Origin of the sequence: Porphyrobacter sp. MBR-155 (genome assembly GCF_040547625.1) — a bacterium.
In the GTDB taxonomy this organism is placed as follows: Bacteria; Pseudomonadota; Alphaproteobacteria; order Sphingomonadales; family Sphingomonadaceae; genus Erythrobacter.
In genome coordinates this window covers 155024-176402 of sequence record NZ_JBEPQB010000006.1, presented here as the reverse complement: position 1 = coordinate 176402, position 21379 = coordinate 155024, and the positions used below count along the sequence as shown (strand labels likewise).

General features: G+C 61.9%; 19 protein-coding genes. 7 read left to right on the top strand and 12 right to left on the bottom strand.

Annotated features, from left to right (window positions below):
* Positions 1 to 20: 20 nt before the first annotated feature.
* The gene (nadB, locus tag ABIE62_RS08595; protein ID WP_354325209.1) at positions 21 to 1622 is read right to left on the bottom strand and encodes an L-aspartate oxidase; all 1602 of its coding nucleotides are present in this window, start codon (positions 1620 to 1622) and stop codon (positions 21 to 23) included.
* Positions 1623 to 1833: 211 nt separating this feature from the next.
* Here nadB and ABIE62_RS08590 point away from each other — a divergent pair, with 211 nt between their 5' ends.
* Entirely contained in the window at positions 1834 to 1992 is a 159-nt protein-coding gene (locus ABIE62_RS08590) for a hypothetical protein (protein ID WP_354325207.1), read from the top strand.
* A gap of 25 nt (positions 1993 to 2017) precedes the next feature.
* On the opposite strand, the gene ABIE62_RS08585 is transcribed toward ABIE62_RS08590, so the two are convergent.
* On the bottom strand, positions 2018 to 2971 hold the full coding sequence (locus ABIE62_RS08585) for an ABC transporter ATP-binding protein (RefSeq protein ID WP_354325206.1): 954 nt from the start codon (positions 2969 to 2971) through the stop codon (positions 2018 to 2020).
* A gap of 73 nt (positions 2972 to 3044) precedes the next feature.
* Here ABIE62_RS08585 and ABIE62_RS08580 point away from each other — a divergent pair, with 73 nt between their 5' ends.
* Together ABIE62_RS08580 and ABIE62_RS08575 are read left to right on the top strand one after the other, a co-directional pair.
* On the top strand, positions 3045 to 3305 hold the full coding sequence (locus ABIE62_RS08580) for a zinc-finger domain-containing protein (RefSeq protein WP_354325204.1): 261 nt from the start codon (positions 3045 to 3047) through the stop codon (positions 3303 to 3305).
* Between the two features lie 66 nt (positions 3306 to 3371).
* Positions 3372 to 3851: a hypothetical protein gene (locus ABIE62_RS08575; protein WP_354325202.1), complete on the top strand. Its 480-nt coding sequence runs from the start codon at positions 3372 to 3374 to the stop codon at positions 3849 to 3851.
* Between the two features lie 12 nt (positions 3852 to 3863).
* Here ABIE62_RS08575 and ABIE62_RS08570 read toward each other — a convergent pair whose 3' ends face one another.
* From ABIE62_RS08570 to ABIE62_RS08550, 5 genes are all read right to left on the bottom strand, one after another.
* Positions 3864 to 4838, bottom strand: a complete 975-nt coding sequence (locus ABIE62_RS08570; RefSeq protein ID WP_354325201.1) for an NAD(P)H-dependent flavin oxidoreductase — start codon at positions 4836 to 4838, stop codon at positions 3864 to 3866.
* Between the two features lie 134 nt (positions 4839 to 4972).
* Positions 4973 to 5605: a YceI family protein gene (locus tag ABIE62_RS08565; protein ID WP_354325199.1), complete on the bottom strand. Its 633-nt coding sequence runs from the start codon at positions 5603 to 5605 to the stop codon at positions 4973 to 4975.
* Between the two features lie 88 nt (positions 5606 to 5693).
* Positions 5694 to 7310 (bottom strand): glutamine-hydrolyzing GMP synthase, encoded by a 1617-nt coding sequence (guaA, locus tag ABIE62_RS08560; protein WP_354325197.1) that lies wholly within the window; start codon positions 7308 to 7310, stop codon positions 5694 to 5696.
* 475 nt (positions 7311 to 7785) lie between these two features.
* A complete protein-coding gene (locus ABIE62_RS08555) occupies positions 7786 to 8661 on the bottom strand; it encodes a hypothetical protein (protein ID WP_354325195.1) in 876 nt (291 codons plus the stop codon).
* Positions 8662 to 8799: 138 nt separating this feature from the next.
* Positions 8800 to 10356, bottom strand: a complete 1557-nt coding sequence (locus tag ABIE62_RS08550; protein ID WP_354325194.1) for a class I adenylate-forming enzyme family protein — start codon at positions 10354 to 10356, stop codon at positions 8800 to 8802.
* Positions 10357 to 10413: 57 nt separating this feature from the next.
* Here ABIE62_RS08550 and ABIE62_RS08545 point away from each other — a divergent pair, with 57 nt between their 5' ends.
* Positions 10414 to 11220, top strand: a complete 807-nt coding sequence (locus ABIE62_RS08545) for a PIG-L family deacetylase (protein ID WP_354325192.1) — start codon at positions 10414 to 10416, stop codon at positions 11218 to 11220.
* A gap of 9 nt (positions 11221 to 11229) precedes the next feature.
* On the opposite strand, the gene ABIE62_RS08540 is transcribed toward ABIE62_RS08545, so the two are convergent.
* Positions 11230 to 12657: a M20/M25/M40 family metallo-hydrolase gene (locus ABIE62_RS08540; protein ID WP_354325191.1), complete on the bottom strand. Its 1428-nt coding sequence runs from the start codon at positions 12655 to 12657 to the stop codon at positions 11230 to 11232.
* 105 nt (positions 12658 to 12762) lie between these two features.
* Between ABIE62_RS08540 and gyrB the strand changes: the two genes are divergently transcribed.
* Genes gyrB through ABIE62_RS08525 form a run of 3 tightly spaced genes read left to right on the top strand, consistent with a single transcriptional unit; the run spans position 12763 to position 17303 of the window.
* Positions 12763 to 15336, top strand: a complete 2574-nt coding sequence (gene gyrB, locus ABIE62_RS08535) for a DNA topoisomerase (ATP-hydrolyzing) subunit B (protein ID WP_454184725.1) — start codon at positions 12763 to 12765, stop codon at positions 15334 to 15336.
* Between the two features lie 27 nt (positions 15337 to 15363).
* Positions 15364 to 16521: an AI-2E family transporter gene (locus tag ABIE62_RS08530; protein WP_354325189.1), complete on the top strand. Its 1158-nt coding sequence runs from the start codon at positions 15364 to 15366 to the stop codon at positions 16519 to 16521.
* Between the two features lie 5 nt (positions 16522 to 16526).
* Entirely contained in the window at positions 16527 to 17303 is a 777-nt protein-coding gene (locus ABIE62_RS08525; protein ID WP_354325188.1) for a M50 family metallopeptidase, read from the top strand.
* 7 nt (positions 17304 to 17310) lie between these two features.
* Here the strand turns inward: ABIE62_RS08525 and ABIE62_RS08520 are convergent, their stop codons facing one another.
* The 4 genes from ABIE62_RS08520 to ABIE62_RS08505 all read right to left on the bottom strand — a co-directional run bounded on the left by ABIE62_RS08520 (position 17311) and on the right by ABIE62_RS08505 (position 21288).
* Positions 17311 to 17952 (bottom strand): hypothetical protein, encoded by a 642-nt coding sequence (locus ABIE62_RS08520; protein WP_354325187.1) that lies wholly within the window; start codon positions 17950 to 17952, stop codon positions 17311 to 17313.
* A gap of 123 nt (positions 17953 to 18075) precedes the next feature.
* Positions 18076 to 18705: a lysophospholipid acyltransferase family protein gene (locus tag ABIE62_RS08515; RefSeq protein ID WP_354325186.1), complete on the bottom strand. Its 630-nt coding sequence runs from the start codon at positions 18703 to 18705 to the stop codon at positions 18076 to 18078.
* Between the two features lie 93 nt (positions 18706 to 18798).
* Positions 18799 to 19557 (bottom strand): flavodoxin family protein, encoded by a 759-nt coding sequence (locus ABIE62_RS08510; RefSeq protein WP_354325185.1) that lies wholly within the window; start codon positions 19555 to 19557, stop codon positions 18799 to 18801.
* Between the two features lie 87 nt (positions 19558 to 19644).
* Complete coding sequence (locus ABIE62_RS08505; RefSeq protein WP_354325183.1) at positions 19645 to 21288, bottom strand: carboxyl transferase domain-containing protein; 1644 nt, start codon at positions 21286 to 21288, stop codon at positions 19645 to 19647.
* Between the last annotated feature and the right edge of the window lie 91 nt (positions 21289 to 21379).

Genomic DNA, 21379 nt, shown 5'->3' with positions numbered 1-21379 from the left:
TTTGCAATTGGGTTCGCGCATTAGGGCACCAGCACCGTATCCTTCGGCTCATCCGCCAGTTCGGGATAATCCAGCGTGTAGTGCAGCCCGCGGCTTTCCTTGCGGGCAAGCGCGGATTTCACGATCAGTTCCGCCGATTGCAGCAGGTTGCGCAATTCGATCAGGTCGGTCGTCACCCGGAAGCTGCCATAATATTCATCCACCTCGCGGCGCAGCAGGGCGATGCGGTGGGCGGCGCGTTCCAGCCGCTTGGTCGTCCGCACGATGCCGACATAATTCCACATGAAGCGGCGGATTTCGGTCCAGTTCTGCTTGATCACCACTTCCTCATCCGAATCGGTGACGCGGCTTTCGTCCCACGGCAGGATCGCGGGCGGCGCTTCCAATGTGTCCCAGCGCGCAAGGATGTCCTTCGCCGCAGCCTCGCCGAACACGAAGCATTCGAGCAAGCTGTTCGACGCCAGCCGGTTTGCGCCGTGCAGCCCGCTTTCGGTGCATTCCCCCGCCGCCCACAGGCCCGGCATGTCGGTGCGCGCGGCCAAGTCCACCACCACCCCGCCGCAGGTGTAATGCTGCGCGGGCACCACCGGGATTGGCGCCATGGTCATGTCGATGCCGATGGTCAGCAGCTTGTCGTAAATCGTCGGGAAGTGTCGCTGCACGAAATCGGCGGGCTGATGGCTGATGTCGAGATGGACGTAATCGAGCCCGTGGCGCTTGATCTCGGCATCGATCGCGCGGGCGACGACATCGCGCGGGGCGAGCTCCATGCGCTCTGCATCATATAGCTCCATGAACCGCTGCCCGGTGCGCGGGTTGATCAGCCGCCCACCTTCGCCCCGCACCGCTTCGGTGATAAGGAAGTTCTTGATTTCAAGGCTGTAAAGACAGGTCGGGTGGAACTGCATCATCTCCATATTGGAAACCCGCGCGCCCGCCCGCCACGCCATCGAAATCCCATCGCCGGTCGCGCCGCGCGGCGCGGTCGAGAATTGATAGACGCGGCCCGCACCCCCGCTCGCCAGCACGGTCGCGCGCGCGACATGGCGTTCGACGTGTCCGGTTTCTTCGTTGAGCGCATAGACCCCCCACACGCGCCCGGCGGCCGAAAACTGTTCGCGGTGGCGATCGGTGATCAGGTCAATGCAGGTGCGGCCCGGCAGCAGGGTGATATTGGGATTGGCATTGGCCGCCGCCAGCAGCGCCGATTGCACCGCCCAGCCGGTCGCATCATCGACATGGACGATGCGGCGGTGCGAATGGCCGCCTTCGCGCGTCAGGTGGAGCGAATCAGCATCGCGGTTGAACGGCACGCCCAATTCGCACAGGCGGTCGATGGATTGCGGCGCGCGCTCGATCACGAATTCGACCGTCGCGCGGTCATTCAGCCCCGCGCCCGCCACCATCGTATCGCGCACGTGATTTTCAAAAGTGTCGCCAGTATCGAGCACGGCGGCGATCCCGCCTTGCGCCCAGGCGGTTGATCCGCCGGTGAGCGTGCCTTTGGCCAGCACCAGCACGCGCCGCGTTTGCGCCAGCGCCAACGCCGCCGTCAGCCCGGCCGCGCCCGAACCGATAACCACCACGTCATGCGCGTGCCCGCTTGCATCCTGCTTTGTCATGTCCGTGCCATGACGCGCAACGCTGCGTGGAGCAAGCGCGATGCTTTGTAACACAGGCTTAAGGAACCAAAGGTAGTGATCATGCGAAGGTAGCAGTGCAGCCTGCTGTTTTGTCCTGATGACCCCCGCGCATCAGCAGTGTCTGATGCGGTCGATCATCGCTAAACACGCCTGCTGGCTGTTACGATTTTCTCACCGGAGCATGGCTGTCGTGTCCGTATTTTCATTTTTCGGATGCCGGGTGGGCCGCCACCAGCCCTTGCGCCGTGAGGTGGCCTGGGACGGGCGGCACTATGTCGGCACCTGCCGTCATTGCGGGGAGCCGGTTCAGCGGCACGGACACCGCGACTGGCGCAAACGCGAGGACTGAGGCCGCCGTCGGGCTGCCGCGCGGTTCAGCCAGCGGTGCCGGTCAACTGCACAAACACATCTTCCAGATCCGCCTCACGGGTGGTGACGTCTTCGATGGTAAGCCCCTGTTCCTGCAAGATCGCGAGCACTTGTCCGGCGCTGAGGCGATCCTTGTCATAGGTCACTTCAACTGCGCGGGCACCGTCCCAGCTGGCCTTCACAAACGCCTCATGCGCGGGCGCGGCGGCCAGATCATCGGCTACAGTCACCGCAACTATCTTTTCGCGCGCCATGCCGATCAGTTCCTGCGTCGGTTTGTTCGCTATCAGTTGCCCGTGGTTGATGATGGCGATGCGATCACACAATTCCTCGGCCTCTTCGAGATAATGCGTGGTCAGCACCACGGTCACCCCCTCGCGGTTCAGCTCGCTGACCAGCTCCCACAATTGGCGGCGCAGTTCGACATCGACCCCGGCGGTGGGTTCATCCAGCACCAGGATCGGCGGCGAATGCACCATCGCCTTGGCCACCAGCAGCCGCCGTTTCATCCCGCCCGACAGCGTGCGGGCATAGGCGTTACGCTTATCCGCCAGCCGCACCGCCGCCAGCAGTTCCTCGCTGCGCCGAAACGCGCCGGGAACGCCGTAGAACCCCGCCTGATTTTCCAGCACTTCATAGGGCGTGAAAAACGGGTCGAACACAATTTCCTGCGGCACAATCCCGATTGATCGGCTGGCATTGCGGCGGTTGCGATCAATGTCGAAACCCCAGATTTCGCACGCGCCGCTGGTCTTGTTGACCAGCCCGGCAAGGATGTTGATCAGCGTCGATTTGCCTGCGCCATTGGGGCCGAGCAGGCCGAAGATCGACCCTTCGGGCACATCGAAACTGACCCCGCCCAGCGCCAGCTTGCCTTCTATCGTCGTGCCGTTTGCGCCCTTGGCCGGGGCATAGCGTTTGACGAGGTTTTCAATCCGGATGGCGGGTGCTGCGGTCATGGGATCAGCCCTAGGCAAGCTGCCTTTCAAAGGCAATTGAACTCAGCGCCTTCGCCCTGTATCGGCTGGTTCCATGAACATTCCCCCACCTGAAGTCCTGCTGGTCGATACGCGGCGTGTGAGCTGCGATGGTTCCAGCGGCATCCGCGGCGGCGCTGGCTATCGTCCGGCGGCGCTGGGCCACCCGCGCGTCTTCCTTGAGATTGACGAGCATGGCTATGTCGATTGCGGCTATTGCGACCGCCGGTTCGTACTGCGCGGCGGCCCGGCCGACGGCGCTGATCAGACGGCCTTGCCCGATATAGCTGCGGGGGCCAGTCCGGCGCGCGCCTGATTTCGCTCAGCGCCGGTTCAGGCACGCAGCGGTATTGTCCCGCTAACTCTGCAAGGAGATTGTGCGATGCCCCGTTTGCCTGTCCGTTCCCGCGCCATGATCGGCGGTCTCGCCGCCACACTTGCGCTTGGCCTCGCCTGGCCCGTCGCCGCCCAGACCGAGGGCGCACCGGAAGTTGAGGCAGAGGCTGATCCAGCGCCGATGACCAAGGGCGAGAAGCGGCTCGCCAAGCTGCTCGAAGGCCGGGTCGCAGGCGAGCCGGTCAGCTGCATCCGCACCCAGCGCACCGCGCAGATGCAGACCATTGATCGCACCGCTTACGTCTATGGCCGGGGCCACACGATCTATGTCCAGCGCACCGATGCGCCCGAGCAGATTGACGATAACGACACGCTGGTGATCAACCGCTTCATTTCTGGCGAACTATGCCGGGTCGATAACGCGACCACCTTTGATCCCTTTAGCGGCATTTTCACCGGCGTCGTCTTCTTCGACGATTTCGTGCCCTATACTCGGGTCAAGGCGGATGTGCCCGGCGAAGGTTGACCCGAGGTTGCTCTAACCCCGCGCCATCGCCTGCATCCGGGCGATGATTTCCTCGGCCTGAAGCATGATCCGGTCGATCAGTTCCTGACAGGTCGGGATATCGTGGATCAGCCCGGCAACCATGCCGCAGCTCCACGCACCCTTGTCCATATCGCCTTCCATCATGATCGACGGGTAAACCCCGGCGACTTCGGGCAAGATGTCCTGGATGGTGATGGCATCGCCCAGTTCCTTTTCCTTGACGATCAGCCGTTCGACAGCGGCGTTGTTGAGCACACGCTCAGTGTTCTTCAGCGAGCGCATCACTAGCCGCGTGTCCAGTTCGCTCGCGGCGAGAATCGCCTGCTTCACGTTGTCATGCACCGGGGCCTCTTTGGTGGCGATGAAGCGGGTGCCCATGTTCATCCCCTGCGCGCCCATTGCAAGGCTGGCGATCAGGCTGCGGCCATCGGCCATCCCGCCGCTGGAAACGAATGGGATTTCGAGTTCATCGGCCGCGCGCGGCAGCAGGATGAAATTGGGCACGTCGTCCTCCCCCGGATGGCCGCCGCATTCGAACCCGTCGACGCTCACCGCATCGCAGCCGATATCCTGCGCCTTGAGGCTGTGGCGCACGCTGGTGCATTTGTGAATCACCTTGATCCCCGCATCCTTTAAATGCGGCAACAGGTCGACCGGGTTGCGCCCGGCGGTTTCAACCACCTTCACGCCGCCGTCGATCACCGCTTTGACCAACCCCGGATAATCGGGCGGGGTCAGGGTCGGCAGGATGGTGAGGTTCACGCCGAACGGCTTGTCGGTCATGTCCTTGCAGCGCGCGATTTCGTTCGCGAGCTTTTCTGGCGAGCCCTGCGTCAGCCCGGTGATGATCCCCAGCCCGCCCGCGTTGGACACCGCCGCCGCCATTTCGGCAAAGCCGACATAGTGCATCCCGCCCTGAATAATCGGATGCTGGATGCCGAACATTTCGGTGATGGCGGTTTTCATGGCGTGTGCTCTCCCGTGCAAGGCTGCATTGGGGTAGGACACAAGCCTGTTTGGCGGAGGCTTTCAACCCCGCTTTTGACAAGCGCACGCGGCAATGCTGCGCGCCGTAACGTCAGCTGCGATAAAATTGCCTCTTAGGAACGCGTGAACGAGAGCGTGAAGGTTACTGGAACCGCAGGCGTGATCGAGGGTAACTGCGCCAGCGCGCGCAATTCGCCCAGTTCATCGGTCAGTTCGAACATGTCGGTGCTGATGATCACCGGCGCGGTCGGCACCACAGTGACGCGGTCCGCCGAAACGCGGGTGACAAGCACTTCGGTCTCGATTTCCTGCTCGACACCTTTGATCGCCACACTTGCCGTCAACGGACGGGTAATCGACTGGCCGACCGCCAGCGCTGCGAAGGCTGCCGGGTCAAGCTTTGCCGTCACCACCGCTTTGGGATTGCCCGCCACATCGAAGAAAATCTCGCGCATCCGTTCGTTCCGGATGTCGATCCCGGTGTTGACCGAGGCCAGATCAATGTCGAGCGTCGCCGTGCCATCGGCCGCAACGCTGCCCGCCAGCGAATCAAACCGGTTGGCCTCAGCAATCTCGCCCGCCTTGATGCTGACGTAAGAAAGCCGCGAATCCGCCGGATCAAGCGTCCATACGCCTTCGGTCAGCGGGGCGACCTGTTCGGCAGCGGGCGCGCTGGCCTGTTCAGTGCAGGCGGACAGGCCGAGCGTGAGCGCCGCGACCAGAGCAATGGAACGAAGAGTCTGCATCACAGGCAAAAACCTCTCAAACAGGATATTGGTGCAAGCGATATGCGATTCTTCGCTTTGCCGAAAGGGGGGAACGCAATGCGGCGCGCTACTCCCACTCGATCGTCCCCGGCGGTTTGCTGGTGTAATCATACACCACGCGGTTGATGCCCTTGACCTCGTTGACGATGCGGGTGGCCACGCGGGTCAGGAACCCGGCGTCATAGGGGAACACGTCCGCTGTCATTCCGTCGGTGGAGGTGACGGCGCGCAGTGCGCAGACCCAATCATAGGTGCGGCTATCGCCCATCACGCCCACGGTCTTGACCGGCAGCAGCACCGCAAACGCCTGCCAGATTGCATCATAAAGCCCCGCGTTGCGGATTTCTTCGAGGTAGATTGCATCGGCCTTGCGCAGAATATCGCAGCGATCCTTGGTCACTTCGCCGGGGATGCGGATCGCGAGGCCGGGGCCGGGGAAGGGGTGACGCCCAACGAAAGCATCGGGCAGGCCCAATTCGCGCCCCAGATCACGCACTTCGTCCTTGAACAATTCGCGCAAAGGCTCGACCAGCTGCATATTCATGCGTTCGGGCAGACCGCCGACATTGTGGTGACTTTTGATCGTGACGCTCGGCCCACCGGTGAAGCTGACGCTCTCGATCACATCGGGGTAAAGCGTGCCCTGCGCGAGGAAATCCGCGCCGCCGATTTTCTTCGCTTCGGCCTCGAACACGTCGATGAAGGTCTTGCCGATGAACTTACGCTTGGCTTCGGGATCGGTAAGACCCGCGAGGCCATCAAGGAACAGCTCCTCCGCCTCCACATGCACCAGCGGGATGTTGTAATGATCGCGGAACAGGGTGACGACCTGATCGGCCTCGTTCATGCGCATCAGCCCGTGATCGACAAATACGCAGGTCAGCTGATCACCAATCGCTTCGTGAATCAGCACCGCCGCGACCGCCGAATCGACCCCGCCTGACAGGCCGCAGATCACCCGCTTGTCGCCAACCTGCGCACGGATTTCGGCAATCTTGGTCTTGCGGAATTCGGCCATCGTCCAATCGCCCGCCAGCCCGCAGACATGGCGCACGAAATTGGCGATCAGCTTGCCGCCATCGGGGGTGTGGACGACTTCCGGGTGGAACTGGGTGCCGTAGAACCTGCGCGCTTCGTCAGCGATCACCGCAAATGGCGCGCCGTCGGAGGTGGCGACAATCTCGAAACCGGGGGCGAACTGCGTTACCTTGTCGCCGTGGCTCATCCACACCTGATGGCGTTCACCCACACCCCACAGCCCGTCAAACAGCGCGCATTCGGCGGTTACAGTTAGGAAGGCGCGGCCAAATTCGCCGCCTTCTCCCGTCTCATGTCCGGGTCGCACTTCGCCGCCGAGCTGATGGCTCATCACCTGCTGGCCATAACAAATACCAAGGATCGGCACGCCCGCATCGAACAGTATCTGCGGCGCGCGGGGGCTGCCATCATCGGGCACGCTGGCGGGGGAGCCGGACAGGATGATCCCTTTGGGCTTCAACCGGTGGAACGCCGCTTCGGCCTGGGTGAAGGGGGCGATTTCGGAATAGACCCCGGCCTCGCGCACGCGGCGCGCGATCAACTGGGTCACTTGCGACCCGAAATCGACGATCAGAATGCAATCCGAGACGACATTGGCGGAAGCAGGGGAATCGCCGGGTGCAGGATGGGAAGGGTGCGGGTTCATGGGCGCGAATTACGGCAGGGCAGCCCGCGCTGTCCAGCGCTGCTGCGCTGCGGACGGAATATTTTGCACCGCTGTCGAAGCGCATCGATGGACACGCTGCACAACGTCCGCGCCGCAACAGGTATTACCACACTGTTGTTGCGCTTCATGCAACTAAGCTTGGCGTTTTCGCATTTGAATTCGATGCAATCGAACACCATTTGAAACCGTAAGCGATCGGGTGCCGGGCCCCTCTCTCCAAACCGGCCTTCTCTTTGCGAGATGATCGCTCGGCAGCGTTGGCCGGATACGGCCTGTCTGCCCGCCTGCCTGACCGGCAGGATTGGCCAGCCCTCCCCCTCGCTCGGCCATCCTGCCCAGTCGATTGCTCGCCACCTCAGGGTTCGGGCACGCAGCGAAAGAGACGCGGCCACCCCCTCCCCCCTAGAATAGTGGCCGCGTCTCAACCGGCTTTAACCAACCCGGACATCGCACACTATTTCGACAGCTTGATGGACCAGCGGCCATAGCCGCCCACTGTGACATTGCCGTCGGACGTCAGGTTGAAGCTCGTATCTTGAGAAATATACCAAGGCACGGCCTCGTGTTGTGCGCGGGAGAGGAAAGTGACTGTCGCAAGACTACCATCATCATTGACCGTATAAGTCACGTCGCTTCGTGCCGCGACCGATGGTTTATTGAAGTCATAGACCGAACCCGTTCCCTTGCCGAATCCATCAGTATTGGGTCCTAGGTTAAAACTGATCCCGACCTGGACGCCATTGCTGGAATAAACCGATCCATATGTCATTAACGGCTGGCTGGCCTTCCAGTTACCGACAAAAGCTTTTTGGGCGGCGGCGATCTTGGCCTTCTCTTCGCGCTCTTCTTCCGCAGCCTGTTTCTTGGCTGCTTCAACTGCGGTTTTTTCTTCGCTTGATCCCTTAATGATCGGGTTTTCAAATGCGCTTACTGGATTTCCGTCAAAAAATTTGAACTCCAATTTCTCTCTTTCAACCTTCCAGTCATCGCTGCCGATTGGTTCGCCCCGCGTGAATAATATAGCTGGAATTTCAGTGCCCTTCTGCTTGGTTATCTTGATAACCGGGCGTTCTCCGACATAATCCACCACTTCCGCGAAGTCTTCTTCGAGCACCAGATTCATCTTTACGCGCGAACGATAGATTGGCTCTATTTCGTCACCCACATTTTGCGATGCTTGAATTTCTATGTCCTGTGCATCAATGCCTTCGGGCAGTTCCATTTCCAGAAACTGATCGATGTCTTCAGATTGCGGCCCCTCGAAAGATGGCCCGCACGAACTTAGTGCAAATGCCGCGCAGGAAGCGGCCAGAATTGAATATGCCCTCATCTACAATTCCTATCTGTGGAAAGCTTTGTCCCCTTCGATAACCCCGTCGGCAGTCTGCAAATTATTGGCTCTCCGTCAACCCGCTTGCATTTTATGGTTGACGTCTAATCGAGCGATATATGCTGCACTTGCGGGCGCTCAAAACGCATCTCCAACCAGCCGCTCGGCTTCTTCGCGCAGCTCGCTTTTGAGCAGTTTGCCGATGTGGCTGCGCGGCATTTCGGCGATGGTGTAGAGCGCAGCGAGCCGCTGGGTCTTGCCCAGCCGCGCGTTCACCGCCGCCATGATCGCATCGCAGTCGCCCGCGCCAGTGTTCAGCACGACGAAGCCGACCGGGCTTTCCCCCCAGTTGCGTGACGGCACGCCCACCACCGCAGCCTCGACCACGCCCGCCTCTTTCAGCAATTCCGCCTCAAGATCGCTGGGGTAGATATTGAACCCGCCCGAGATGATCATGTCCTTGGCGCGGCCCACCAGTTCGACAAAGCCATCGGCGTCCACCCGGCCAATATCGCCCATCCGCATCCACGCCTCACCCGTGGCAGGATCGATCCACTGCGCTTCCTGTGTCTTGTCCGGGCGGTTTTTGTAGCCACTCATCATGGTCAGGCTGCGGCCGATAAGGTTGCCCGGCGTGCCGGGCGGCATTTCGCGGTCATCGTCATCAAGAACCTTCAACTCGCTGCCCGGCGCGGGGCGGCCCACGGTGTGGAGCTTGTCGGGGAATTCGTGGCACGCCAGCAGGCAGACGACGCCGCCTTCGGTCATCGAATAAATCTCGATCAGCGCGCCCGGCATCCGCCGCAGCACCTCGCGCTTCAATTCCGCCGGGAAGGGGGCGGAGGTGCAATATTTGAGCTGGAGCGCCGACAGGTCGAAGCTGTCGAAATCCGCAAAATCCATCAGCCGTTGATACTGCACCGGCACCAGCATGGTGATGGTGGTGCGGTCAGCCTGCGCATGGGCGAGCCATTTGGCGCAATCGAATTTGCCCATCACCCGCACACAGCCGCCCGCCAGCAGCACCGGCAGAAACGCGACCATCGTGGTGTTGGAATAGAGCGGGGTCGAAGCGAGCGAGCGGACAGCTATCCCGGCTTCCAGAAACGACAGCCCAGTCGTCGCAAACTGCCGCCAGCGCATCTGGTGCGAATGGACGATGCCCTTGGGAATGCCGGTGGTGCCGCTGGAATAGATGATGTTGAACGGGTCTTTGAGGTCGGGCGTGAACGCGGGCGCGCGGGCACCCGGCGGGGCCATCCACGTATCGATGCTTTCCAGCGGCACGCGGATCAGGTCGGCCATGAAATCGGGGCCGAGTTCCGCTGACTTGGCCGCGTCGATGAACAGATGGATCGCGCCTGAGTCCTTCGCCATACCTTCAAGCTGTTCGGGCGAGGCGCTGGTCGTCAGCGGCGCAGCCACCCCGCCCGCGCGCACCGCGGCGAGGAACACCAGCGCATACTCAACGCTGGAGGTGCCAAGGATCGCCACCGATTGCCCGCGCTGCAATCCGGTCTCAACCAGCCGCGCCGCCAGCCGCTCGATCAGCCCAGCCAGTTCGGCCCAATGCACTTCGCGTCGCTCGTCGATCAGGGCGAGGTCATCCCCCTTGATCTGCGACCATTCCATCAGGATATCGGGGAAGGAGCCGAAGGGTTCGGCGAGGTGGGCGGTCATGATTGCTGTGTTCATGCAAATCTGCATAACCGGGCCAAAGCCAAGCGCAAAGGGTTTGGAAGGAGGGTGAGGATGATCCGGCAAGCAATAGTGGCAGCACTGGCCGCATTGGTAACAGCCCCGGCAGTGGGAAGCGCGCAGGAACAGGTTGCCGAGCATTTGCGGGTGACCGCCGTGCTGGCGCACCCTGATGACGAACTGCCGATGGCGCCTGCGCTCGCTGCGCTTTCGCGGCAGGGTCATTTTGTCACCATCATCCATGCCACTGCGGGCGATGCCGGGCCGGGCGTTTCTGATCTTGCTCCGGGCGAACAGCTAGCGAAGATCCGCCGCCAAGAGGCGCAGTGCGCAGCCACGGCGCTGGGGGTGTCGGTGGTGGACAACCTTGGCTGGGGTGACGGGCGGCTATGGCAGGAAGCGCGCGGAAGGGTGGCCCAAGCGGACACGCTCGTTGCCGCAATATCCGCGCAGGTCGCCGATGCTGACCTGATCCTCACCTGGGGGCCCGATGGCGGCTATGGGCACGCCGACCACCGCATGGTGAGCGCGCTTGCCACACAGGTCGTGCAGGCCATGCCCACCGCGACCCGCCCCAAGCTGCTTTATGTCGGCATCCCCGCCGGACGCTTGCCGCCGGTGCCCGAAATGGCGCAATGGGCCACCACCGACCCTGCGCTGCTGACCGAAAGCATCGCCTACACTCCCGCCGATCTCGCCGCCGCCAGCGCCGCTGCGCAGTGCCACGAAACCCAGTTCGACGCCGCCACCCGCGCCGGGATGATGCCGCTGTTCGACGCCACGATCTGGCAGGGAAAGGTGCATTTTCGCGAAGCATTTGGGCGACCGTTCAACTGGCCACCCGCCAAACCGGCGGAGTGAACCACCCGCCTATTTCGGATTCGCCAACGCCTTGACCAGGTCGAACAGGTAATCGCGTCCGGTATAGACCGCCTTGACCTCTAGCCGTTCGTTGAGGCCATGAGCGCCATTGCCGTCAGGATCGCCCCATGCGCCGGGAACGCCGTAGGTGGGGATCCCCGCACTGCCGATGTAAACTGCATCGGTCGCTCCGGTCGACATGGCCGGGATCACCGGCACGCCGGGAAAATACTTCGCCGCCAGCGCTTCCATCGGACCGGTGATTGCGGGATCGAGCGGCGGGGGTGTGGCGATCGGCTTGTCAGCCCGCGCAAACGAAATCGCGACCGCGTTGTCATCGACCACAGCGGCCAGCTGATCCTTGATTTCGGCGGGGCTATGGCCGGGGAAAATACGGCAGTTGACGTTCGATTCGACCCGCTGCGGCAGCGCATTGACCGCATGCCCGCCTTCGATCATCGTCGCTACGCAGGTCGTGCGCAGCATCGAATGCATCGCCTTGTCCTGGTTGACCAGCGCCATCGCCTCAGGGTTGTCGAGGTTCTCGGTCAGCGCGACCATCGCCTTGCCCAGTGCATCGGGCCGCAAAGCGCCCGCCTTGGCGAAGAAGGCGCGGGTGGTGTCGTTGAGCTCGGCCGGAAATTCGTGCGCACCGATCTTTTCGAGCGCCGCCGCCAGCCGGTAGATAGCGTTGTCGGGCACCGGTTGTGAGCTGTGCCCGCCCGGATTGGTCACCACCAGCTTGTAGTCCTGATAGACCTTTTCGCCAACCTGCACGGTCTGGACCAGCAGATGGCCCTTGCCATCGGTGCGCCCGCCGCCGCCTTCGTTGAGTGCGAACGCGGCATCGATCAGGTCGCGCTTTTTGGTGGACAGGTACTGCGCCCCGTTGAATGCGGTGTCGGTCTCCTCGCCGCAGGTCAGCGCCAGCTTGATCGTGCGCTTGGGCTTGGCGTTGGCCTCCTTCAGCCGGATCATCGTGTCGGCCCAGGCTGCGGCCATGAATTTGTCATCGGCGATCCCGCGCGCGTAATAATAGCCGCCTTCCTCGATCAGCTTGAACGGTTCGCGCACCCAATCCTCGCGCTTGGCTTCGACCACGTCGATGTGAGCAAGCAGCAGCATCGGCTTGAGCGACTTTGACGTCCCCGGCAGCACAGCTACCAGCCCGCCATCCTTGGGGTGCTCGGGAACCGAGAACTGGGTGATCTGGTCATCGGCAAAACCGGCTGCCTTGAGCCGGGTGGCGATCTGCGCCGATGCCTGGGTGCAACTGCCGCTGGACACCGTGGTGTCGGTTTCAACCAGCTCCTTGTAAAGAGCAAAGAACTGCTGCTGATCGGGGCGCAAATCGCCCATGGTGCCGGTTGGCGTCTGTGCTGCCAGCGGCGTAGCGACCAGAGCGGCAGCCGCAAGGGCGGTAATCGGCTTCTTCATGTCAGCACTCCCTGATAACTTCGAGGCTGTCATAACGAATTCGCCTGTGGATGAAAGCGGCCACTGCGGCTTCCGGAATGGCCCCCTCGTGCCTATATGATCGGTATGAGCGAAACCCCTCCCGACAGTCCCGCCAGCACACCTATGAACCAGAAGCAAATGGGTGACTACGGCGCGGATTCGATCAAGGTCCTCAAGGGCCTTGACGCAGTGCGCAAGCGCCCCGGCATGTATATCGGCGATACCGACGATGGCAGCGGCCTGCACCACATGGTGTTCGAAGTCAGCGACAACGCGATTGACGAGGCGCTGGCAGGCCATTGTGACCTCGTGCTGATCGAACTGAACCCCGATGGTTCGGTGTCTGTCGAAGATAACGGGCGCGGTATTCCTACCGGGATGCACACCGAAGAAGGCGTGTCTGCCGCCGAAGTCATCATGACCCAGCTGCACGCCGGCGGCAAGTTTGAAAACACCTCTGACGACAATGCCTACAAGGTTTCCGGCGGCCTCCACGGCGTCGGCGTGTCGGTGGTCAACGCGCTATCCGAATGGCTCGAACTGGTGATCTGGCGCGAAGGCAAGTCGCACTGGATGCGGTTTGAACATGGCGATGCGGTCGCCCCGCTGGTGGTCACCGGCGATGCGCCGCCGGTTGCCAGCAATGGCGATGACAATGGCCTCAAAAAAGGCACCCGCGTCACCTTCAAGGCCAGCCACGACACCTTCAAGAACGTTACCGAGTACGATTTCGAAAAGCTCGAACACCGTTACCGCGAATTGGCGTTCCTCAATTCGGGCGTGCGGATCAAGCTGCGCGATCTGCGCCACGAGGACGTGCTCGAACATGATCTTTATTACGAAGGCGGGATCGCGGCTTTCGTCAAATATCTTGACCGCAACAAGCAGGCACTGATCCCCGAACCGATTTCGGTCTCGGCGGAAAAAGACGGCATCGGGATCGATGTCGCCTTGGAATGGAACGATTCCTATTACGAAAACGTGCTCGCCTTCACCAACAACATCCCGCAGCGCGACGGCGGCACGCACTTAGCCGCGTTCCGCGCCGCGCTGACCCGCACGCTCAATAATTATGCAGAGCGTTCGGGGATGTTGAAGAAGGAGAAGGTCAGCCTGTCGGGTGAGGATATGCGCGAAGGCCTGACCGCGATTGTCAGCGTGAAACTGCCCGATCCCAAATTTGGCAGCCAGACCAAGGATAAACTCGTCTCCTCCGAAGTGCGCCAGCCGCTGGAAGCGCTGATGGGTGAGAAGATGAGCGAATGGCTGGAGGAAAATCCGGCCGATGCGCGCTCGATCATCCAGAAAGTGATCGACGCCGCCGCCGCGCGCGAAGCCGCCCGCCGCGCCCGCGAAATGAGCCGCAAGGGCGCGATGAGCATCGCCAGCCTGCCCGGCAAGCTGGCCGATTGTCAGGAACGCGATCCCGCCAAGTCCGAACTGTTCCTGGTCGAAGGCGATTCTGCCGGTGGCAGCGCCAAACAGGGCCGTGACCGCAAAACGCAGGCGATCCTGCCATTGAAGGGCAAGATCCTGAATGTCGAACGCGCGCGGTTTGACCGGATCATTTCGTCCAAGGAAGTCGGCACGCTGATCCAGGCGATGGGCACCGGCATCCGCGATGAATTCAATCTGGAAAAGCTGCGCTATCACAAGATCGTGATCATGACCGACGCTGACGTCGATGGCGCGCATATCCGCACGCTGCTGCTCACCTTCTTCCACCGCCAGATGCCCGATATCATCCGCGCCGGGCACCTGTTCATCGCCCAGCCGCCGCTGTTCAAGGTCGCCAAGGGGCGTAGCGAGGTTTACCTGAAGGATCAGCCTGCGCTCGATCGCTATCTGGTCGATGCCGGACTGCAAGGCCGGGTGCTGGAAACCGCAGACGGCGCACGCGGCGGGGCGGATTTGCGCACGCTGGTGGATCAGGCGCTGCGATTGAAGAACCTGCTGACCTTCGTGCCGCGCCGTTATGATAGCGGAATTGTCGAACAGATGGCGCTGGTCGGCGCGCTCGAACCCGGATTGGCGGGAGAGGCGCTGACTGCGGCACTAGCCCGTGCCGCCGGACGACTGGGTGCAGGCGACCGTGAAGCCCGGTGGAGCGCATCGCTACGCGACGATGGCTCGGTGATTTTCGAACGCCTGTGGCGCGGGGTCACTGATGTGCACGAAATCGACGCGCGGTTCCTGTCCAGCACCGAGGCCCACAAGCTCCACGGGCTCGCCGCGGCGCAGGCCGATGCCTACGCCTCGCCCGTCCAACTGGTGCGCGCAGGCGATGCCGCCGCTGACGAGCCGGAAGCGGCGCCCGCCAGCGATGATCCGCTGGCCGGAGAGGCTGAGGAAGCCGCCCCCGCGCCTGCCGCCACGTTTGACGGTTCGATCAGCCGCCCGACGCAGCTGCTCGATGCGATCTTCGCCGCCGGTCGCAAGGGCCTTTCGATCAGCCGCTATAAGGGGCTGGGCGAGATGAACGCGGAACAATTATGGGAAACCACGCTCGATCCCGACAACCGCGCGCTGTTGCAGGTCAAGGTCGAGGATGCCGATGTCACCGACGAAATCTTCACCCGGTTGATGGGTGACGTCGTCGAACCGCGCCGCGAATTCATTCAGGATAATGCGCTCAACGTGGCGAACCTCGACGTTTAGGCACTTACAGGGAACGAACCGAAGGCCATGAATCAACAGCCGCACCGCACCGAGGAATTGCAGCACGCAAGCTTCCTGATAATCCTTGCGGTGGTCAGCCTGTTGATGGCGGTCATCATCTTGCCGTTTGCCCAGCCGCTATTGTGGGCGGGGCTGGCAGCGATCATGTTCCAGCCGCTATATCGCAATATCCTGCGGCGAATGGGGGGGCGGCGCAATCCGGCGGCGGGGGTATCGCTGCTGGTGATTTTCTTCGTCGTGATGGTTCCCGCGCTGTGGATCGCCGCGCTGGTGGCGCAGCAAGCGATCAGACTGGTCGCCGCCTTGCAGCAGCAACCGGTGGATCTGGCCGCGCTGTTCAATTCTGTTTACGGCGCGCTGCCGTCAACCGCGCAGGAAGCGATCGACCGCAGCGGCTGGGCCGACATGGCGAATGTCCAGACGCGGATACAGGAATTGCTCAGCGAAAGCGCCGGGATGATTGCCAGTCAGGCGGTTTCGATCGGCAGCGGCGCGCTCGGCTTCCTCCTGTCGTTCGGCGTTGCGCTTTATGTGATGTATTTCCTGCTGCGCGATGGCGAGCGGATCGGACGCACGGTGATGCGGGCGATCCCGGTTGAGCGCAGCATTGCCGAACGTCTGGCTGAACGATTCCTCGGGATCGTGCGCGCGACGATCAAGGGCACCGGCGTGGTGGCGTTGGTGCAGGGCGCACTCGGCACGATCACGCTGATGATTGCGGGCGTGCCATCGGCGCTGTTGTTCGGGGTGATCATGGCGATTTTTGCGCTGGTTCCGGTGATCGGATCGGGCGCGGTGTGGTTGCCGGCGGGACTATACCTGCTGTTGATCGGTGATTACTGGCAGGGCCTGTTCGTGCTGCTGACCGGGTTCTTCATCATCTCCTCGGCCGATAATGTGCTGCGCCCGATACTGGTCGGGCGCGACACTGGTATTCCTGACTGGATCGTCCTCATCACGACTCTGGGTGGGATCAGCATGGCGGGTTTTTCGGGAATTGTCCTAGGCCCGCTGGTGGCCGGACTGTTTCTGGCCAGCTGGTCGATCCTGCGCGAACAGCGTGACGAGGACGAGGAAGCGCTGCGGATCACGGTCGATGTGACCGGGCGGGTTCCGGATGCCGAAGACAAGGACGCAGGGCCCGCGCCTGCCGAGGCTGGCTGAGGCCGATGCGATCGCTTGTTACCCCCGGCAGTCAGGGTGAAGCGGTCGGTCGGCTGGTGCTGGCCGGACTGGTGGTGGTGATGCTGCCTGCGCTGCCATTTGGCACCTATCTGATCTATCCCTTCGCCATCCTGACAACCTGGTTTCACGAAATGGGCCATGGGCTGACTGCGCTGGCGCTGGGGCAGCAATTTCAGCAATTGATGATCTTTGCCAGCGGCTCGGGCGTCGCGCAGAGCCAGGTCGCGGCTGATGCCTCGCGCTTCACGCTCGCCGCAATTGCGGCAGGCGGGCCATTGGCGCCGAGCGCGGTCGGAGCCCTGCTGATCGTCGCCAGCGCGCATCCGCGGCTGTGGCGCCCCGTGCTGTGGTTATCGGCGGCGGCGATTCTGGCGAGCGTGGCGATCTGGGTGCGGTCGCCAGTCGGTTATACCATGCTGCCGCTGGTGGCGGCGGTGTTGGTGCTGGTTGCATGGCGCGCATCGCCTGGGTTCGTGCGCTTTACCCTGCAATTCTTAGGTGTGCTGGGGGCGATGAGCATGCTGCGCGATTTCCATTACCTGTTCACCGAACAGGCCGTGATCGAGGGGCAATCGATACTGTCAGACACCGGACAAATCGCTGCGGAAATGGGCCTGCCTCACTGGTTCTGGGCGGCGGCGATCCTGCTGGTATCGGCGCTGATGGTGGGCGCGGCGCTCAAATATGCGCTCGCCGAACAGCGCCTGCGTCCGCCGCCGCGCAAACTGCCCGCCAATGTGCTGCAGTTCCGCCGGGACTAGGGCGCTTTCAGAACGACGCCACTTTCAGCGTGTTGACACCCGAAGCATCCGGGCCAGTCTCGCCCGATAATCCGATAAACATCGTGTCGACGATTCGTGCGAGTTTCTGCTCGGTCAGCTTCTCACCGAGATAGATCAGCGCATCGGGCAGGGTGTAGTTGGACATCATCTGGTTGATCAGCGACAGCGCCTCATCAATTTCCAGCCCCGCAAAGAACCCTTCGGCCTGGGCTTCTGCAATCAGCTCGCACAGGTAGTGATCGGCCAGATCGACATAGGAACGCACCTTTTCAAAATTGGCCGCGCCCATTTCGCACAGAATGGTGAAATGTTCGGGGTCTTCGCGGAACCGCGCCTGCGAGATGGTGAAGCGGCGGCGGAAGAATTCGAACATCTTGCGCGGCGGCGGGAGATTGCTTGCCAGCACCTCCTCCATCACCGCCATATGCGGGGCGAGCCAAGTCTGCGCGATCGCATCGAACAGATCGTCATAATCGGCAAACAGGGCTTCGAACCGTGCGCGGGTCAGCCCGCTTTCGGCCATGGCGATAGTCCACGGAATCTCTGATCCGCGCTCTTTCACCAGATCGAGCACATGGCGCGCAATCCGCTCACGCTCTTCCTCGCGTAGGGTGGGGTTGAGAGCCATGGGTCAGCGCGCCTCCTTTGCTGGGATGCAACATAGGCGAAGCGGACGCAGGCTTAAAGGGCGCGACTTGCCATTTGTGCGGCGAAACAGGGCGGTTGGTCGATTAGCGCGGTTTCCGGCAGTTCAAACATCGTTTTTGCCCGCGATAATATCGCGCGCCTGCTGTTCAAGCACTTTGAACCGCTCGTAATCGGGCAGCTTTGCGCGGAACCACTCGGCGATTTTCAGCAAGTCCTCGCCATAATTGCCGGTCGGCAACATTGGCGGGCCGAAACTGACGATCAGGTTGGCATTATCGGCAAAGGCGGGGACGATCGGGACATTGGCCGCGCGCGCGATGTGGTAGAAGCCGGATTTCCACTTGCCGTCCGATTTGCGGGTGCCTTCGACCGCGATCACCAGCGCCAGTTCATCGCGGGCGGCGAATTCGGCCGCAACCTGCTGGGTGGCGTTGGTGCTTTTGCGGCGATCAATCGGGATGCCGCCCATGTCGAGCATGAAGTTGCGCATGATGCCGGTGAACAGCGTGTGCTTGCCCATGAAGTTGGGCTTGATACCTTCTTCGTGTGTCGCGCCGGTGAAGAACACGAAATCCCAGTTGGAAGTATGCGGCGCGCCCGCGATCACGTATTTTTTCAGGTGGCGGGGCAGGCCGCCGTCGATCTTCCAGCCTCTTAGGTGATAGATCACGAGAATGATCCGGCGCACAATGCGCGATAGCCAGCCGACCTTGCGGATTTCGTCGTGTAGCAAGTGCCTGACCCCTCTTCGCTAGCGTTTCTGACTAACAGTTACGTTGCGGAATGCGAGAGGTATTCAAGCGACTGACGGCTTGCCTTTCGCCGCTTATGCGCGGTGTTCGGGATTTTCGAAATCCGCGCGGCAGCCCGCCTCCCATGCCTTGCGATTGTTGCCGTGGTTGGGAATGCCGCCTGCATTTTTCATCATCCGGGCCAGATGCATCAGATTCCAAGTCATAATTGTCGTGTTGCGTTGGGTGAAATCGTTGTCGAAGCCGATCGTTTCGTCTCCGATTTTATCACCATAAGAGGGGCCAGGCCCTGCCTCGCCGATCCAGCCACAATCGGCCTGCGGCGGAATTACAAAGCCGAGATGTTGAAGCGCATACAGGATTGTCATCGCGCTATGCTTGATGCCGTCCTCGTTGCCCGTAATCACCGCGCCGCCTGTCTTGCCGTAATAAATGCTCTGCCCCTTTTCATTGAGCATTCCCGACATGGCATAAAGACGCTCAATAACCAGACGGCACAGTGAACTTTCTTCGCCCAGCCAGATGGGCGTGCCCAGAACAACGATGTCGGCCGCCGCCACTGTTTCCCATACCTGCGGCCAGTCATCATGCTCCCAGCCATGCTCGGTCATGTCCGGTTGCACGCCGGTGGCTATGCGCAACGAAGCGGGATGGACTGTGCTGACCGCGATCCCGTTCTTCTCCATGATGTGCTGCGCCACACGCATCAGAAGCCCGGTATGCGAGGCATTCTCATCGCGTTTTAGGGTGCAGTTGATGAAGACCGCCCTGAGATCGGTGAAATCATGCGTGTTTGTTTCGCACAATTCGGTCTGCTTGGGGTTGAGTGCCATATGCTGTCCTCCCGTTGCTGTTTATGGAACCAGCGCTTGAAAGGGGAACGGGTTCCCTTGCGCTGGTGACGAGCGGACGCGGAAACCTCACATCCTAAACACGCCAAAGCGGGGCGCTTCTGCAATTGGTGCCTCAAGACACGCCGCAAAAGCAAGCCCCAGTACATCGCGCGTTTGCACCGGATCGACCACGCCGTCGTCCCACAGGCGGGCGGTGGCGTAGTAGGGGTTGCCTTCGTCTTCGTATTTCTGGCGGATCGGGGCCTTGAAGGCCTCGGCTTCATCGGGGGTCCAGCTGTCGGCGTCGCGGTGGACGGTGGCCAGCACGCTCGCCGCCTGCTCCCCGCCCATCACCGAAATGCGCGCATTGGGCCAGGTGAACATGAAGCGCGGGGAATAGGCCCGCCCGCACATCCCGTAATTGCCCGCGCCAAAGCTGCCGCCGATCACCACGGTGACTTTCGGTACGGTCGCGGTGGCCACGGCGGTCACCAGCTTCGCCCCGTGCTTGGCAATGCCTTCCGCTTCGTATCTCCCGCCGACCATGAAGCCGCTGATATTCTGCAAGAACAGCAGCGGAATGCGGCGCTGGCAGGCGAGTTCGATGAAATGCGCGCCCTTGACCGCGCTTTCGCTGAACAGCACGCCATTATTAGCAAGGATCGCGACCGGCATCCCCCAGATATGGGCGAAGCCGCACACCAGCGTCGATCCGTAGTGCGCCTTGAACTCGTGGAATTCGCTGCCGTCGACCAGCCGCGCGATCACTTCCTTAACGTCATAGGGCGCGCGCACATCATCGGGGATGAGGGCGTAGAGGTCTTCGGCGTCGAACTTTGGCGGGCGGGGGTCTTTGATCCCGGGGTGAATCCCCGCAGAGGCGGGGATCTCGTGCAACCCGCGGGAGGCCCCCGCCTGCGCGGGGGCGCAGTGGGAGATTATATCGCGCACGATGGTGAGCGCGTGTTCGTCATTCTCGGCCAAATGATCGACCACGCCCGATTTCTTGGCGTGCAGATCGCCACCGCCCAAATCCTCGGCACTGATCTCCTCGCCCGTCGCAGCCTTCACCAGCGGCGGGCCGGCAAGGAAAATCGTGCCTTGGTTGCGCACGATCACGCTCTCGTCCGACATGGCGGGGACGTATGCGCCCCCTGCGGTGCAGCTCCCCATCACGCAGGCGATCTGCGGAATGCCCAGCGCCGACATATTCGCCTGATTGAAGAAGATGCGCCCGAAGTGGTCGCGATCGGGAAAGACCTCCGCCTGATGCGGCAGGTTCGCCCCGCCGCTGTCGACCAGATAGATGCACGGCAGGCGGTTCTCCTGCGCAATCTCCTGCGCGCGCAGGTGTTTCTTGACCGTCATCGGGTAGTAGGTGCCGCCCTTCACGGTCGCATCATTGCACACGATCATGCACTGGCGGCCCGACACGCGCCCCACCCCGCAGATGATCGAGGCGCCGTTGACGTCACCTTCATACATCCCGTTCGCCGCGAGTTGCCCGATTTCGAGGAACGGCGAACCGGGGTCAAGCAGCCGCTCCACCCGCTCGCGGGGAAGCAGCTTGCCGCGCGAGATATGCCGCTCGCGATGCTTCTCCGGCCCGCCCAGCGCGGCTTCGGCCACGGCGGCGCGAAGCTGCTGCGCCAGCGCGAGGTTATGCGCGAAGCGGGCCTTCGCCTCGGGGCTTTCACGGTCGAGTTTGGTGGTGAGGGTGGGGGCGGTCATGTCGAATTTTCTCCGTCATGCTGAACTTGTTTCAGCATCCATTTCTCCACCCGCAACAACTGTTCCAGTTTGCGCGATGGGCCCTGAAACA

Bases quoted from the DNA above. Each gene is read 5' to 3' on its own strand.
- gyrB (WP_454184725.1), top strand. From the start codon at position 12,763: ATGAGCGAAACCCCTCCCGACAGTCCCGCCAGCACACCTATGAACCAG.
- ABIE62_RS08530 (WP_354325189.1), top strand. From the start codon at position 15,364: ATGAATCAACAGCCGCACCGCACCGAGGAATTGCAGCACGCAAGCTTC.
- ABIE62_RS08575 (WP_354325202.1), top strand. From the start codon at position 3,372: ATGCCCCGTTTGCCTGTCCGTTCCCGCGCCATGATCGGCGGTCTCGCC.
- ABIE62_RS08550 (WP_354325194.1), bottom strand. From the start codon at position 10,356: ATGAACACAGCAATCATGACCGCCCACCTCGCCGAACCCTTCGGCTCC.
- ABIE62_RS08565 (WP_354325199.1), bottom strand. From the start codon at position 5,605: ATGCAGACTCTTCGTTCCATTGCTCTGGTCGCGGCGCTCACGCTCGGC.
- ABIE62_RS08540 (WP_354325191.1), bottom strand. From the start codon at position 12,657: ATGAAGAAGCCGATTACCGCCCTTGCGGCTGCCGCTCTGGTCGCTACG.
- ABIE62_RS08585 (WP_354325206.1), bottom strand. From the start codon at position 2,971: ATGACCGCAGCACCCGCCATCCGGATTGAAAACCTCGTCAAACGCTAT.
- ABIE62_RS08525 (WP_354325188.1), top strand. From the start codon at position 16,527: ATGCGATCGCTTGTTACCCCCGGCAGTCAGGGTGAAGCGGTCGGTCGG.
- ABIE62_RS08520 (WP_354325187.1), bottom strand. From the start codon at position 17,952: ATGGCTCTCAACCCCACCCTACGCGAGGAAGAGCGTGAGCGGATTGCG.
- ABIE62_RS08570 (WP_354325201.1), bottom strand. From the start codon at position 4,838: ATGAAAACCGCCATCACCGAAATGTTCGGCATCCAGCATCCGATTATT.
- ABIE62_RS08555 (WP_354325195.1), bottom strand. From the start codon at position 8,661: ATGAGGGCATATTCAATTCTGGCCGCTTCCTGCGCGGCATTTGCACTA.
- ABIE62_RS08510 (WP_354325185.1), bottom strand. From the start codon at position 19,557: ATGGCACTCAACCCCAAGCAGACCGAATTGTGCGAAACAAACACGCAT.
- nadB (WP_354325209.1), bottom strand. From the start codon at position 1,622: ATGACAAAGCAGGATGCAAGCGGGCACGCGCATGACGTGGTGGTTATC.
- ABIE62_RS08505 (WP_354325183.1), bottom strand. From the start codon at position 21,288: ATGACCGCCCCCACCCTCACCACCAAACTCGACCGTGAAAGCCCCGAG.
- guaA (WP_354325197.1), bottom strand. From the start codon at position 7,310: ATGAACCCGCACCCTTCCCATCCTGCACCCGGCGATTCCCCTGCTTCC.
- ABIE62_RS08545 (WP_354325192.1), top strand. From the start codon at position 10,414: ATGATCCGGCAAGCAATAGTGGCAGCACTGGCCGCATTGGTAACAGCC.
- ABIE62_RS08580 (WP_354325204.1), top strand. From the start codon at position 3,045: ATGAACATTCCCCCACCTGAAGTCCTGCTGGTCGATACGCGGCGTGTG.